The sequence below is a fragment of the Caulobacter sp. GW821-FHT12D05 genome, assembly GCF_058807295.1.
Genome location: NZ_JBXAQO010000001.1, coordinates 1,266,907 through 1,281,513, shown reverse-complemented (window position 1 = coordinate 1,281,513; position 14,607 = coordinate 1,266,907). Strand labels below are relative to the sequence as shown.

General features: G+C 67.2%; 7 protein-coding genes. 6 read left to right on the top strand and 1 reads right to left on the bottom strand.

What is annotated here, in order from left to right; translation table 11 throughout:
- Positions 1-47: 47 nt before the first annotated feature.
- Positions 48-2,429, bottom strand: a complete 2,382-nt coding sequence (locus AC1RRR_RS05595) for a TonB-dependent receptor (protein ID WP_492811197.1) — start codon at positions 2,427-2,429, stop codon at positions 48-50.
- A 267-nt stretch (positions 2,430-2,696) separates the two neighbouring features.
- On the opposite strand from AC1RRR_RS05595, the gene AC1RRR_RS05590 reads away from it, so the two are divergent.
- The 6 genes from AC1RRR_RS05590 to AC1RRR_RS05565 all read left to right on the top strand — a co-directional run bounded on the left by AC1RRR_RS05590 (position 2,697) and on the right by AC1RRR_RS05565 (position 14,556).
- Positions 2,697-5,381, top strand: a complete 2,685-nt coding sequence (locus tag AC1RRR_RS05590; RefSeq protein WP_492811196.1) for a TonB-dependent receptor — start codon at positions 2,697-2,699, stop codon at positions 5,379-5,381.
- 98 nt (positions 5,382-5,479) lie between these two features.
- A complete protein-coding gene (locus tag AC1RRR_RS05585; protein WP_454716549.1) occupies positions 5,480-6,010 on the top strand; it encodes an RNA polymerase sigma factor in 531 nt (176 codons plus the stop codon).
- Positions 6,011-6,014: 4 nt separating this feature from the next.
- The gene (locus AC1RRR_RS05580) at positions 6,015-6,998 is read left to right on the top strand and encodes a FecR family protein (RefSeq protein ID WP_492811193.1); all 984 of its coding nucleotides are present in this window, start codon (positions 6,015-6,017) and stop codon (positions 6,996-6,998) included.
- Positions 6,999-7,106: 108 nt separating this feature from the next.
- Positions 7,107-8,975, top strand: coding sequence for a hypothetical protein (locus AC1RRR_RS05575; protein ID WP_492811192.1), 1,869 nt, complete (start codon positions 7,107-7,109; stop codon positions 8,973-8,975).
- A gap of 48 nt (positions 8,976-9,023) precedes the next feature.
- A complete protein-coding gene (locus tag AC1RRR_RS05570; protein WP_492811190.1) occupies positions 9,024-11,843 on the top strand; it encodes a TonB-dependent receptor in 2,820 nt (939 codons plus the stop codon).
- A gap of 274 nt (positions 11,844-12,117) precedes the next feature.
- Entirely contained in the window at positions 12,118-14,556 is a 2,439-nt protein-coding gene (locus AC1RRR_RS05565; protein WP_492811188.1) for a TonB-dependent receptor, read from the top strand.
- The last annotated feature ends 51 nt before the right edge of the window (positions 14,557-14,607 follow it).

Here is a 14,607-nt window from a genome sequence, read left to right as displayed (position 1 = left end):
GCGCGGGGGCTTGGCCAATGCCGAAACGGCTTGGCCTCATGCGCCTCTTAGTAGCTGGCCCTCAGGGTGAAGGCGACGGCGCGGGCGTCGCCGGGCGTGCCGACCACCAGGCCGGAGTTGCCCGACACGACGGTGATGTTCTGGATGTACTTGGCGTCGAAGGCGTTGCGCACCGAGACGAACGCTTCCCAGCCGTTGTCCGACTGGAAGCCGGCCCGCAGGTTGACGATCTCGTAGGCCTTGATGCGCGTGTAGATCGAGTCCGAGCTGTCGGCGAAATAGGCCGAGCGGAAGCTGGCGTCGACGCCGGCATAGGCCTCGCCGGTCAGGCGGCCCAGGCTGGTCTTGGCGCGGTACTCGGCGCCGCCCGAACCGGCCCACTTCGACAGGCCCGGCAGCGCCTTGCCCGACAGGTCGCAGGCGGCCGTCGAGGTGCCGATCCGCTCCAGCGGGCAGGGGCCGTTCTTGAAGCTGGCGTACTTGCCGTCGGTGTAGGCTAGGTTGCCGTAGAACTTGAAGCCGCCGATCGAGCGGGTCGTGGCGTCCAGCTCGGCGCCGCGCACCTCGACCTTCTCGACATTGGCCAGGTAGCCGCGCAGGGCGCCCGGACCGCTGTCGACAACATTGGCCTGGAAGTCGTCCACGTCGGTGGCGAACACCGCCAGGTTGGCCGTCAGCAGGCGATCGAACCATTGGGTCTTCACGCCCAGGTCGATGGTCGAGACCTTCTCGGGACGGATCACGGCGGCCGACAGCGACGGCTGGCTGGAACTGTTCAGCGGCAGGGCGGTCATGTTGATGCCGCCCGACTTGAAGCCGCGCGAATAGGTGCCGTAGACGTTGAAGTTCTCGTTGAAGGCATAGACTGCCGCGATCTGGCCCGACAGCGAGCCGTCGTCGGTCTTAGCCGAGAAGTTCTGCGGCCGAGCGATGCCCAGGCGCCGGTTGATCAAGGTCGTGTCGGTGGTCGTCGAGCCGCCAGCGGTGGTCTGGTCGTAGACGCCGTCCTTCTTTTCCTTGGTGTAGCGCAGGCCCGGCGTCAGGCTGAACCGGTCATTGACCTTCCAGGTCAGCTGGCCGAAGGCGGCGTAGCTGGTGGTGTCGATGCTGCTGTTGTTGAACACCGTATAGCCCGCCAGCAGCGAGTCCGGCGAATTGGTGCCGGGCAGCAGCCAGTACGACGCGTCATTGCCGTACTCGGTCACGCCGTGGGTGGTGACGTTCTGGTCGAACCAGTAGAGGCCGGCCGTCCAGTTGATGGTGTTGTCGCCGTTCGAGGACAGGCGGAACTCCTGGCTGTCCTGCTTCTGATGCGACGGGTTGGCCGAGCGGCGGGTGACGTCCAGGGCGGTGTAGTCGCGGTCGTTGCGCGGCTCCCAGTCCCAGTTCCGGTGGGCGGTGACCGAGGTCAGGGTGACATTGCCGAAGTCGTAGTCGACGATCACCGAGCCGCCGCCGGCGAACTGGTCGGCCTGGATGTCGTCATCGACGTCCGACAGGCGGTCGTAGGGGTTGGTGCTGGCCACCTTGTAGTTCCGGCCCGCCGCCAGCGCCGCATACTGCTGGGCGGCCGGCTTCAGGGTCGTGCCGACGGTGACATAGACTTGCGTGCAGCACTCGGGATGCTGGGCGCTGTAGTCGGCGGCGACCTTGATGGTCAGCTTGTCGGTCGGCGTGTACTTCAGCTGGCCGCGCACGCCGACGCTGTCGCGGGCGTTCTGGTGCAGCTTGCTGATCGGATTGTAGAGGTCGCCGTCGCGCCAGGTGCCGACGACCGATAGGCGCGCGGCCAGCTTGTCGGCGATGATCGGGCCGGCGGCCGTGGCCTTGACCTGCCGGAAGTTCAGGCTGCCGACCGAGGCTTCGGCGTCAGCCTCGAAGGTGTTGGTGGCGTCGCGGGTGGTGATATTCAGCGCGCCGGCGGTGGTGTTCTTGCCGAACAGCGTGCCCTGCGGGCCGCGCAGCACCTCGATCTGCTGGATGTCGACGAAGTCCAGGGTCGCCGCGCCGGGACGCGAGACATAGACCTGATCGACATAGATGCCGACGCCTTGCTCCAGGCCGTCATTGGCCAGGCCGTACGAGGCGCCCAGGCCCCGGATCGTCAGGGCCGTGTTGCGGGCGTTGGGCGACAGCACCTGCAGGGTCGGCACCAGCTGGGTCAGGGCGACGATGCTGTTGACGCCGGTCTGGGTCAGGGTCTCGGCCGAGGTCACGGTCAGCGCGATCGGCACCGACTGGGCGCTTTCCTCGCGGCGGCGGGCGGTGACGAAGACCTGGCCCACCAGGCTGGCGTCGGACTGCGCGGTGGTGTCGGCGGGAGCGGCAGGCGCTGGCTCGCTGGCGAGGACGGCGGTGGCCGCGCTGGAACACAGCAGGCCCAGCAGCAGGCGGCGGGAGAAGGCGGTCGCCGAAGCACCAATGATCACGTGTAGCCCCCAAATCGGAACGTTGTTCGATGAGGCGGGATCAAAACTCTATTAAACAGATCGAATAAATCGAGTTTGGCTCGCTCGTGTCCCAGATTTTCTGGATGTGGGCGTTCAGGCGCCAGCGCCAGACAGCGTTGTCCGCTTGGTTCTCAAGCAAATCGCATTTTTGTTGAGGGTCGGATCGCCAGGCGCGTCGTAAGGGAAAGGAGTCGTCTTGACCGGCGACCCGCACAGCGGCCGAAGAGCCGCGTAGGGGAGGTGAACATGGATCGGCGCGTCGTTCGCGCTCGCCGCCGCGGGCGTGTTGGGGCTCTGTTGGGCCTGGCCCTGCTGGCGCCTGCCGCGGCCATGGCCGCCAACCCCGTTACGACCTTCGACCAGGACGCCTCCAATCTCAGCCTCGCCCTCCAGCGCCTGGGTCAGGCCGCCGGCGAGCAACTGCTGTACGCCCCCGAACTGACCGCCGACCAGCGCGCCCCGGCCCTGCGCGGGCGGATGAGCGTGGACCACGCCCTGGCGCAGTTGCTGGCCCGCACCGACCTGGCGTTTCGGCGTACGGCTTCCGGCGTCATCGTCATCTATCGTGTGAAGCCCGTCGTTCGTCCGCAGCGCGAGCCCACGCCCGTCCGGACCGCTCAGGAGATCGAGCCTGTCGTAGGCTTGGAGGCGGTGGTCATCACCTCCGGCAAGCGTATGGAGACGCTGGGCCGCTCCGACGCTTCGGTGCAGGCGCTGTCCAGCCAGATGATGGAGCGCGCCGGCGTGCGCGACTTCGACGACCTGGCGCGCCTGGCCCCGACTCTGACGATCTCCAAGACCACCCAGCCGGGCAACAACAGCATCAATGTCCGGGGCGTGGGCACCTATTCCTATTCGATCGGCACCGAGCCCAGCGTGGTGGTGGTGGTCGACGACGTGCCCCAGGCCTTCCAGGCCATGGCCTTCACCGCCCTGGCCGATGTCGAGCAGGTCGAGATCCTGCGCGGGCCGCAGAGCACCCTGTTCGGCAAGGCCGCCTCGGCGGGCGTCATCTACATCACCACCAAGCCGGCCAGCGACGCCTTCGCCGCCCATGCCGAAACGCTGCTGACCGACGACCATGAGCAGCGGGCCCACGCGACCCTGACCGGCCCGATCTCAGACGACCTGAAGTTTCGGCTGTCGGCCGCCTACAGTCGTTATCGGGGCAATGTCTTCAACCTGGCGACCCGCGAGTGGCTGAACGCCCAGTCGGACGTCAACCTACGGGCCAAGCTGGTCTGGACGCCGGGCGACAACTGGACGGTCGCCGTTTCGCCGTACCTGACCCGGACCCTGTCCTCATGCTGCGTCGGGGCCGACACCTATGTCTCGCCGCAGGCCACGCTAGGGAAGGGCGAGCTGTCGCGCGCGGCGGTCCTGCGCGGGATCGTCCCTGGCACGGACAACTACTTCGCCCGCTACGACGTCAACGCCCGCGGCAACGCCACGGACAAGGGTGTCAACATCCGCGCGGTCGGCGCGGTGGGCTCGTGGCGACTGACCTCGATCACCGCCCTGGACCGCTACTATCTCTACGATCGCCAGGACACCGACGCGACGGACCTGGACTACAGCCTGCAAGACCCCCGCCTGCCGCGTGGCGGGTCCTCCAACGGCGGCTATTTCCGCATCCGCGCCGAAAGCCAGGAGTTGCGCCTGAACAGCCCGACCGGCGGCCGGTGGGACTATGTCGGCGGCGTCTATGTCGGCCACACCAAGGCGGCGCGCTATTTCGTGCGCGGCTCCAACAGCCTGGGCGACTACAACGGCCTGTCGTCGCTGCCGACCACCAACAGCACCGCCTATTCGCGCTATATTTCCGGGACCTTCAGCACGACCTACGCGGTGTTTGGCCAGGGCGCGTTCGCGGTGAACGACCGGCTGTCGATCCTGTCAGGCGCGCGGATCAGCCACGAGAAGATCGGCTATCGCTTCGACGACCTGGGCAACGGCGTCGTCTATGGCGCGCCGAAGTGCTCGAAGGCCTCGCCGACCGTGCCGATCGAGACCTGCCACAGCGACACCGCGCTGAGCGGCCGCATCGGCCTGCAGGGCGTGGTGAGGACCGGCGTCACGGCCTATGCGACCTATTCCACCGGCTACAAGGGCCGGGCCTACGACCTGACCAGCAGCCTGACGACGCGCACCCTTCTGACCTCCGGACCCTATGCCGGAAAGCCGGTGGCCGACGCCATCGCCGCCCAGCAGCCGGTCGCCTCCGAGACCGTCGAGAACTACGAGGTCGGCGTGCGGGCCATCTCGGCCGATCGGAACCTCAGCTGGAACCTGACGGCCTATCAGGAGCGGTTCTCGGGCTTCCAGGCGCAAAGCCGGGACGACGCCACGGGCCTCAACGTCCTCAACAGCATCGGCAGCGTGAAGGCGCAGGGCGTGGAGAGCGAGTTCAGCGCCCGCCTGACCGAGCGCCTGACCCTGGCCGGGGCGGGGGCCTATAGCCGCGCGATCATGGACGATTTCGACAGCGCCGCCTGCTATTTCGGCCAGACGGCGGCGCAGGGCTGCGTGGGTGGGCGGCAGGACCTGTCAGGCAAGACCCTGTTCAACGCGCCACGCTGGTCGCTGAACCTCAACGCCTATTATCAGCGCCCGGTCGGCGCGAACCGGCGGCTGGAGGTCAATGCCGGCTATCGTTGGCGCTCGCGGGTCTATTACAGCCTGCTGCAGGACCCGGCCTCGATCGAACGGCCCTACGGCGTGCTGGACGTCTCGGTCGGCCTGGGCGGGCAGGGCTGGCGGGTCAGCGGCTTCGTCAACAACGTCCTGGATAAGCGCTTCGCCGTGACGCGCGGGCGCGACGTGCAGTGGAACCTCGTGGGCGCCGACGGCCAGCCGGCCTTCGCCACCCACTGGAAGCCGGCCCGCGACAGCGGCCGCCACCTGGGCGTCCGCCTGGCGATGGACTACTGAAAATGAGCACGCGCGCATTGAGGATTGATCCCGCAAGCGCGTCGGAACCCAATGGGCGCGGCGAAGATCCGTGCTGTAGGGAGGATGTGTCGTAGGCCATGGCCGCGCAGCCGAAACTCGATCCGCGCGAACAGGCCTTCCTCCAGCGCCTGTCGGAGGCCTATCGCGGGCCGCTGACGGCGTATTTCGAGCGCCGCGTCTATTCGCGTGACGAGGCCGAGGACCTGACGCAGGAGGTGTTCCTGCGCCTGGTGCGCCGGCCGGACGGGGCGGACATCGACAATCCCGAGGCGTTCCTGTTTCGCACGGCCGTAAACCTGCTGCGCGACCGGTCCCGGCGCCAGAAGACCTTCCGCAGCCACCTGAGCGAGACCGAGCTTCGCCAGGATCGCTTTGAGGGTATTTCGCCCGAGCGCGTCTTAGGAGACAGGCAGGCGTTGCAGGCGGTGATGCAGCGCCTGGCCGAGCTGGATGAGCGCACCCGCGACGCCTTCATCCTGCATCGGCTGGAGGGATGGAAGCACGCCGAGATCGCCCGGGCTTTCGGCGTTTCCGTCAGCTCGGTCGAGAAGTACATCATCAAGGCCCTGGCGCACCTGATGCGGTCGCCCGGTCCGTTTCAGAGTTGAGCCGTTGTCGAACCCGCTTCAACAGTCCCTGATCGACGAGACCGCCGCCGGCTGGGCCGCGCGACGGCTGGGCGGGGCTGCGTCCGACGAGGCCGGCTTCGCGCGCTGGCTGGAGCAGGATCCGGCCCACGCCGGGGCCTATGACCGTGCCGAGGCCGTCTGGCGGCTGATGGGCGAGGCGGCGGGGACCGACGACCTGGTGGCCGTCCGCCGCGAGGCGCTGCAACGGTCCCGCGCGCGGCGTCATCGCACGGCGGGTCCCGACCGCCGCCTGGTCGCCGCCGGCATCGTGGCCGCCATCGCCGCGCCGGTGGGCGGGCTCTGGTGGATGCGTCATCGCGCCCAGCAGGGCGCGCTGTTCCAGACGGCGCTGGGCGAGCAACGCACCCTGACGCTGTCGGACGGCAGCCGGGTCACCCTGGACGCTCTCAGCGTCATGCGGGTGCGCTACACCGCCTCGGTGCGCTCGATCGATCTGGTGCAGGGCAGGGCCTATTTCGAGGTGGCCCACGACACCAGCCGTCCGCTGCGGGTGCATGCCGGGCCGCGCACGGTGACGGCCGTCGGCACCGCCTTCTCGGTGCGCCGCGAGCCACGCGAGACCACCGTCGTCCTGGCCGAGGGCAAGGTCGCCGTCAGCAATCACGAGAGCGCCGCGACCCTGGCCGTCCTGACCCCGGGCCAGTCGATGCAGATGACCGACGGCGTGGGCGTCGGCGAGCCACGCAAGGTCGACCTGGACCGCGCCCTGGCCTGGCGCCAGGGACAGCTGGTGTTCGACAACGTGGCCCTGGCCGACGCGGCCGCCGAGATGAACCGCTACTCGACCCTGCAGGTCGTGGTCGCCGACGCGCGGCTGAAGTCGCTGCGCATCAGCGGCACGTTCCGCACGGGCGAGAGCCGGGCCTTCGTCGAGGCCGTGCAGTCCTATTTCCCCGTGCGGGCGCAGAGCAGCGCCACGACGGTCGAGCTGCACGCCGCGCCTTAGACAGCGCTGCCCCCAAAAAACTTTCGATTTCCATTGAGGAGGTCGCCGACCAGCGCGTCGGAACGGTCAAGAGCAAGGTCGGAATGACCACTCGGGAGGACCGTAGACTTGTACCTGACACCGGTTACCAGCGTAGCGCGCGGCGTTTCGATCTCGACCCTGATCCTCTTGGGCATGGGCGGCGTCGCCCAGGCGGCCGAGGCTCCGGCCAGCGCCATCCCGGCCTACGACGTCACGGTCCAAGACCGCATTCAGCCCCAGACCGAGCAACTGCTGATCAAGCTGGTCAAGGACGGCCGCAAGCTGGAGCTGGACGGCCAGCCGGTGTTCAACGGCAGCGACAAGTTCCTGCCGGGCAAGATCGCCATCGGCCTCGTCGACTTCCTGGTCACCCTGCCGGACAACGATCCGCGCCTGCCAACCTACCTGGCCGACTTCCGCAAGATCGCCAAGCTGACGGCCGACGACGCCAATGACAGCTGGGGCGCTTACTACTACCTGTCGGCGCTGAACAAGCTGCGCGAGGCCGGCCGTCTGAAGGACGCTGTCGACCCGCTGACCCTGGCCAAGCTGCGCGTGCGGCTGGACTGGCGGATGTTCGTTGACGTCGACACCTACGCGCTGATCGACCACCCCAACAACTACTACTGCGTGGCCTTCGCCATCGCCCGCCTGCGCACCCGCATGGGTTGGGACGACGGCGCGCCGGCCGAGAAGCTCTACGCCAAGATCGCCGAGCACTACGACCTGTACTCCGGCCAGTACGGCTTCGCCGACGAGACCGACGGCGAAGGGCGGTTCGATCGCTATTCCGTGTTGCTGGCCGGCGAGATCGCCCAACGCTTCATCGAGACCGGGGGCAAGCCGCCCCAGCAGGTCCTGACCTGGCTGCGCAAGTCGGCCGACGTGATGCTGATGCGCCTGGATGCCGAGGGGCAGGGCTTCGAGTACGGCCGCAGCATCGGCCCATATGGCGAGACGGCGATCATCGAGACCCTGACCGCCGCGGCGGTGCTGGACCTGCTGACCCCGCAGGAAAAGGAACTGGCCTATGCCTACTCCGCCCGCGCGGCCCAGCGCTACGCCGAGTTTTGGCAGGACCCGAAGACCGGTTCGGTGAACCTGTGGGACGGCGGCCGCCGCACTGACGACTATCGCGGCAAGTTTCGTATCCTGGGCGAGAACCTCTCGCTGGCGCACCAGTACGCCTATACCAGCGCTCACTGGGCGCGGATGGGCTACGCGGGCAAGTCGCCCGCCAGCGACTGGGCCAAGGGCCTGTCGACCCTGCCGCGTCGCCAGGTGACCTGGTTCCAGCGCGGCGACTACGACCGCCTGCTGGTCAGCGTGCGTGACGGCAGCCGGATGATCGCCTTGCCGGTGATCAATGGCGGCGAAAGCCAGCACAATCACAACCCGTATTTCCCGATCCCGTTCTCGCCGGGAATGCTGGCGGGCTCGCCCGACGGCGTCGCGCCGTTCCTCACCCCCCGCCTGACCCTGGAAGATGGCTCGGCTCTGATGCCGCTGGCCTATTTCAAGGACGCCAAGGTCGAGGCCAAGGGCGCCAAGACCACGGTGTCCTGGCGCCAGGACGAACTGGACAAGATGGGCGAGCGCGCGCCGGTCGCCGACAAGCGCGTCTCGGTCAAGACGACCTATGTCCTCGAGCCCGGCCGCATTACTCGCACCGACGTCTTCACCCCGGCCGCGGGCGTGAAGGTCAAGGACGTCGAGCTGCAGTTCGGCTCGTTCTCCGGCGGCGCCAAGCAGGCCGCCGGGACCACCACCTTCACCGACGGGACGGTGCGCCGCTTTGCGGTGGAAGGCCTGAAATCCTGCCAGTCCGGCCCGGTGGGCCAGGACAAGGAATACCGATCCGCGACGGGCGCCATGACGACCAAGGTCGTCTGCCATGGCGCGCCGACGGGTGAAGCGACGCCGTTCAAGATCACCTGGCGTCTGGACTACCGCTGAGGGGAAGGACCTCGGCCAAATGACCATAAAAGAAGGGGAGAACCACCAATGAAATCATCGTTCTATCGCAATCTTCTGCTGACCGCCGCCATCGTGCTGCCGGCCCAGGCGCTGGCCCAGGCCGCGCCGGCCCCGGCGCCCGCCGAGGACACGATCGAGGCGATCGTCGTCACCTCGGCCCGCGCCACCCAGCGCAGCTCGATCGAGACCAAGCGCAATTCCAGCGTCATCGTCGACGGCATCGTCAACGACGAGATCGGCGCCCTGCCGGATAACTCGGTGGGCGACACGCTGGAGCGCATCACCGGCGTCACCGCCGACCGCTTCAAGGGCAACGCCAACGAGCTCAGCGTCCGGGGCCTGGGTCCCGCGCTCAGCTTCTCGACCTTCAACGGCCGCGAGGTCTCGACCGCCGGTCCCGACCGTTCGGTGGCCTTCCAGCAGTTCCCGTCGGAACTGGTCAACGGCGTCCTGGTCTACAAGTCGCAACAGGCCGACTTCCTGGACGGCGGCATCGCCGGCGTCATCGAGCTGAAGTCGATCCGCCCGATCGACTACGGCAAGCGCCGCATCCAGATGGAAGTGCGCGGCGCCTATCTGCCCAAGGACGACGACATCCGTGGCCACAACGGCCTCGGCTATCGCGGCAACATTTCCTACACCGACAGCTTCGACACCAAGTTCGGCGAGATGGGCGTCAGCCTAGGCTACCAGCGCCTGGATCAGGCCACGCCCGAGGACTACTACATCACCAACTCGGCCTTTGTGCCGTGCACCACCTATGCCGCGGTCCCAGGGACCTCGACGGCCAACTGCTCGAACGCCACGACCGCGCCGACGGGCTCGACGATCGGCCCGCGCTACTTCGCCACCAGCTCGCGCACCTTCCAGTCCAAGGTTACGGACGAGAAGCGCGAAGCGCTGATGGGCACCTTCCAGTGGAAGCCGACCCCCAACCTCGACATCAGCTTCGACGGCCAATATTCGACCCGTAAGAGCGGCGAATACCGTAACCAGCTGGCCATCACCGAAGGCCTGCGCGGCATCCAGCCGCTGGTCGTCGGCGGCGTGTCGAACGACGACAGCGCCGGCGCCTTGTTGAAGTACAGCGGCAACTCGAACCTGGAGATCCAGGTCGAGGACCGCCAGCGCAACGAGAAGTACATCGGCGGCGGCGGCGCGGTGACCTGGACGCCGACCGATCGCCTGACCATCAGCGGCGACCTGTCCTACTCGCAGTCGCACCGCACGGAGCTGCAGAAGGCCACCAACATGCGCTCCAAGGCGCGCGTGGCCTATACGCTGGACGGCACGATGGACGAGGTGCCCTCGGTCACCTTCACCAATTTCGACATCAACGACCCGGCCAACTTCCTGTTCGGCACGCCGACCAGCAACAGCAACTATGCGCGCTATCGTCTGGTCACCGACCGCTTCGACAAGATCGGCGCGGTGCGGGCCGACGTGACCTACGAGCTGGGCGACGGCTTCTTCCAGAGCATCAAGGTCGGCGGCCGCCTGTCGGATCACCGCCGCACCCAGGACGCCAACAACAACAGCGACCAGCCCATCCCCGTCGCCTATGACGGCCGCACCCCGACCCAGCTGGTGGCCGACGCCAACGCCAACTGCCGCGTGCCGTTCTCGACGTCCGACTTCATGGGCGGCAAGACCAACGTGAAGTCGTGGGCGTTGTTCGACAACGACTGCCTGTTCAAGACCTATACCGGCAAGGACAGCTTCACCCTGCCGTCCAACGCGCCCGGTCCGGAAGACTCCAACATCCGTGAGCGGATCAGCACCGCCTATGTGATGACCAACTTCCGCACCCAGCTGGGCGACACGCCCGTCTCGGGTAACGCTGGCGTCCGCTACGTCCGCACCCGCGTGCTGTCGAAGGGCTTCCGCGGCGAGCTGACCGTGACGCCGTCGGTGGGCGGCGCCGCCGCGACCGTGGTCCGCACGCCGGGCACGCCGCTGCAGGAGATCGAGGGCACGGGCGGCTACGAGTACTTCCTGCCCAGCGTCAACGTCGCCTTCGACCTGACCGACGTCGTGAAGCTGCGCCTGGCCGGCTACAAGGCCCTGTCGCGCTCGGGCATCGAGGACTTCAACGTCGGCATCAACCCGATCGCCGACACCACCGCCACCACGGTGCAGGGCGTGCTGGCCAACAGCACCACGGGCAACCCGGACCTGAAACCCATCCGCGGCTGGAATCTGGACGCCTCGCTGGAGTTCTACGTCAACCGCGACACCTCGTTCGCGGTCGCCACCTACTACAAGTGGCTGAAGGGCGCCGCGTTCGACGCCCAGGAGCCGCGTGAGACCAGCATCATGGCCAACGGCACGCTGGTGACCTTCAACGCCATCGCGCCGGCCAACGACCCCGCGACCCGCGACCTGTACGGCATCGAGTTCTCGGGCAACCACGCCTTCACCTACCTGCCAGGCCTCCTGAGCGGGTTCGGCGTGCAGGGCAGCTTCGCGGTCACCGAGGCCAATTTCGAGATCCCCGACCCGTCGACCGTCAGCCCCTATATGGGCGCGGCCAACCTGAACGGCCTGTCGAAATATACCGGCAGCGGCTCGGTCTACTGGGAGAACGAAAAGCTCTCGCTGCGCGCCTCGTATCGCTACCGTTCGGACTACTTCAAGCCCAACAGCAGCACTAACCGCAGCGCCAAGGGTTCGGGCTATCTGAACCTGTCGGCGTCGTATGACCTGACCAAGCAGGTGCAGCTGAAGCTGCAAGCCCTGAACGTCACCGGCACGCGCGACGTCATGTACAAGGCCGGAGAGGACTCGATCACCGAGGTCTCGGACAACGGTCCGCAGATCTACTTCGGCGCCCGCCTGCGCTTCTGATCCTACTCGGCCGGCGGGGTCCTTCTTCTTTCCCCCGCCGGCCGACACCTGTCCCGCCGCATCGCGGTCCGTTGGTCGTCCGGATTCCCCATCGCCTCCCAAGCGCGGAGCTCCTGACCGACGGATGATCCCCCAGCCAAGGCGCTGCGGGGACGCGGGATCCCTTTATCCGCTGCGTCCCTAGGGGCTGACGCCTTTCGGGACGGAGCAGGGCAGCGGTCACGCAACCCTTCCAGCGCGGTCGCCGATCAAAAAGGAAGGGGGGAGAGAAACCATGTCCTGTAAATCCATCCTGCTGGCGTCAGCGGCCCTAACCTCGCTAGGAGGGGCCACCCTGGCCAGCGCGGCTCACGCCCAGGACGCCGCACCCGCGACGTCCACCGTCGAAGAGATCATCGTCACCGGCACCAAACAGGCCCAGAACATCCAGAACGTGCCGTCCTCGGTGCTGGTGGTCACGGCCGCCAACCTTGAACGCGGCAATGTCCGCGACTTCGACGACCTGCCGCGCGCCGCGCCGTCGCTGACCATCTCCAAGACCACCCAGCCGGCAAACAACAGCATCAACATCCGCGGTATCGGCACCTACGCCTTCTCGATCGCCACCCAGCCCAGCGTGGCGGTGGTCATCGACGACGTGCCGCAGGCCTTCCAGGCCGCCGCCTTCGCCGCCCTGGTCGACGTCCAGCAGGTGGAAGTGCTGCGCGGCCCGCAGAGCACCCTGTTTGGCAAGGCCGCCTCGGCCGGCGTCGTCAACATCACCACCGAAGCGCCCAGCAAGGTCTTCACCGCCAAGGCCGACGCCCTGGTCACCGACGATCATGAGCGCCGCCTGCAGGCCAGCGTTTCGGGCCCGGTCAGCGATACCGTCGCCGTGCGGGTGGCCGCCAACTACAGCCACTATCGTGGCAACATCCTGAACCTGACGACCGGCAACTGGCAGAACGGCACCACCGACTACACGGTGCGGTCCAAGATCGCCTGGAGCCCGACCGATCGCTTCACCGCGACCCTGTCTCCGTACTACACCAAGACCGAAGGCACCTGCTGCGCGCCGGCCCAGTACTTCCTGAGCCCCGGCGTCACCTTCAGCCGCGCCAACCTGCCGGCCTCGACGATCCTGGCCGGCATCACGCCGGGCAAGAACAACCGCCTGACGCGCCTGGACCTGGACACCGAGGGCTTCGCCGAGGACTACGGCACCGGCCTGCGCCTGGTCTACGACCTGCCGAACGGCGGGTCGCTGATGTCGATCTCGTCGTACGACAAGTACCGCCTGGAGGACTTCAAGGACTCCGACTCCAGCGACTTCGACTTCAGCACCCTGACGGTGGGCGGCGTCAACTTCGCGACCGCGCCGAAGGGCGGGGTAGGGGATGGCGGCTCGTTCGACGTCAAGACCATCACCCAGGAACTGCGCCTGACCTCGCCCAACAGCGGCGCGTTCCGCTACGTGGCGGGCCTGTTCTACAGCAAGACCGACAGCACGCGGGACTATGTGCGGGGCTCCAACACCCACGGCAGCTTCAACGGCGTGATCTTCAACGGCCAGCAGCAGCTGCCGACGACGAACTCGCTGGTCTATTCCAGCTATCTGACCAACTCGACGTCCAAGACCTATGCGGCCTTCGCGCAGGGCTCTTACGACATCACCCCGAAGCTCACCGTCATCGGTGGTCTGCGGTACCATCACGAGAAGCTCAGCTACGACTTCCTGGATCGCGACACGGGCGTCACCTACGGCAAGCCCGGCTGTTCGACCAATACGCCGACCCCGTCGCTGAAGATCTCAACCTGCGACAGCGACAGCGTCGTTACCGGCAAGGCCGCCGTGCAGTACCGGTTCACGCCGGGCTTCATGGTCTTCGCCAACGCCGCCAAGGGCTACAAGGGCCTGGCCTACGACCTGACCAGCATCCTGACCACGCGTACGCCGACCACGGCGGCGGGCTCGTGTTTCGGTCTGCCTGTCGCCGACTGCGTGGCCTCGCGCCAGCCGGTGCCGCCCGAGACTAGCAAGTCCTATGAGGCCGGCTTCAAGGGCGCGTTCTTCGACCGTCGCCTGACCTGGAACATGACGGCCTTCTTCGAGGACTATCGTCACTTCCAGGCCCAGAGTCGCGATCTGGACCTGGGTCAGAATATCCTGCAGAGCCTGGGCAAGGTGACGTCCAAGGGCGTCGAGACCGAGGTGGCGATCTATGCCGGCGGCCTGACCCTGAACGCCAACGGCAGCTACAACATCGCCCGCATGGACACGTTCCTGAACGCTCCCTGCTACGCGGCCCAAACCGCGGCGGAAGGGTGCGTGGGTGGCCGTCAAAACCTGTCGGGCAAGAACCTGCCCAACGCGCCGAAGTGGACCGGCACGCTGACGGGCCAGTACGACTGGCGCCTGAACGCCGAGTACGGCGCCTTCATCCAGGCCTCGTATCGCTGGCAGTCGGATGTGACCTTCAGCCTGGTCCAGGACCCGGACGCGGTGCAGGAGGCCTATGGCATCTTCAACCTCGGCGCCGGCGTCCAGAAGGACAACTGGAAGCTCAGCGTCTTCGCCAACAACCTGTTCGACAAGAACTACGCCCTGACCAAGGGGCGCGACAACGCCTGGAACTTCAGCCGCACGGCGACCCCAGCCACCCTGGCGGTGAACTGGAAGCCGGGCCGCGACAGCGAGCGCTACTTCGGCGTCCGCGCCCAGGTGAAGTACTAGTCCAATCCGCGAGGGCGGCGCCTACGCGTCGCCCTCGCTTTCGTTCGGAGC

What these genes read in the sequence shown, in the direction of transcription:
- AC1RRR_RS05590 (WP_492811196.1), top strand. Translation starts at nt 2,697, where the DNA reads ATGGATCGGCGCGTCGTTCGCGCTCGCCGCCGCGGGCGTGTTGGGGCT.
- AC1RRR_RS05585 (WP_454716549.1), top strand. Translation starts at nt 5,480, where the DNA reads ATGGCCGCGCAGCCGAAACTCGATCCGCGCGAACAGGCCTTCCTCCAG.
- AC1RRR_RS05570 (WP_492811190.1), top strand. Translation starts at nt 9,024, where the DNA reads ATGAAATCATCGTTCTATCGCAATCTTCTGCTGACCGCCGCCATCGTG.
- AC1RRR_RS05565 (WP_492811188.1), top strand. Translation starts at nt 12,118, where the DNA reads ATGTCCTGTAAATCCATCCTGCTGGCGTCAGCGGCCCTAACCTCGCTA.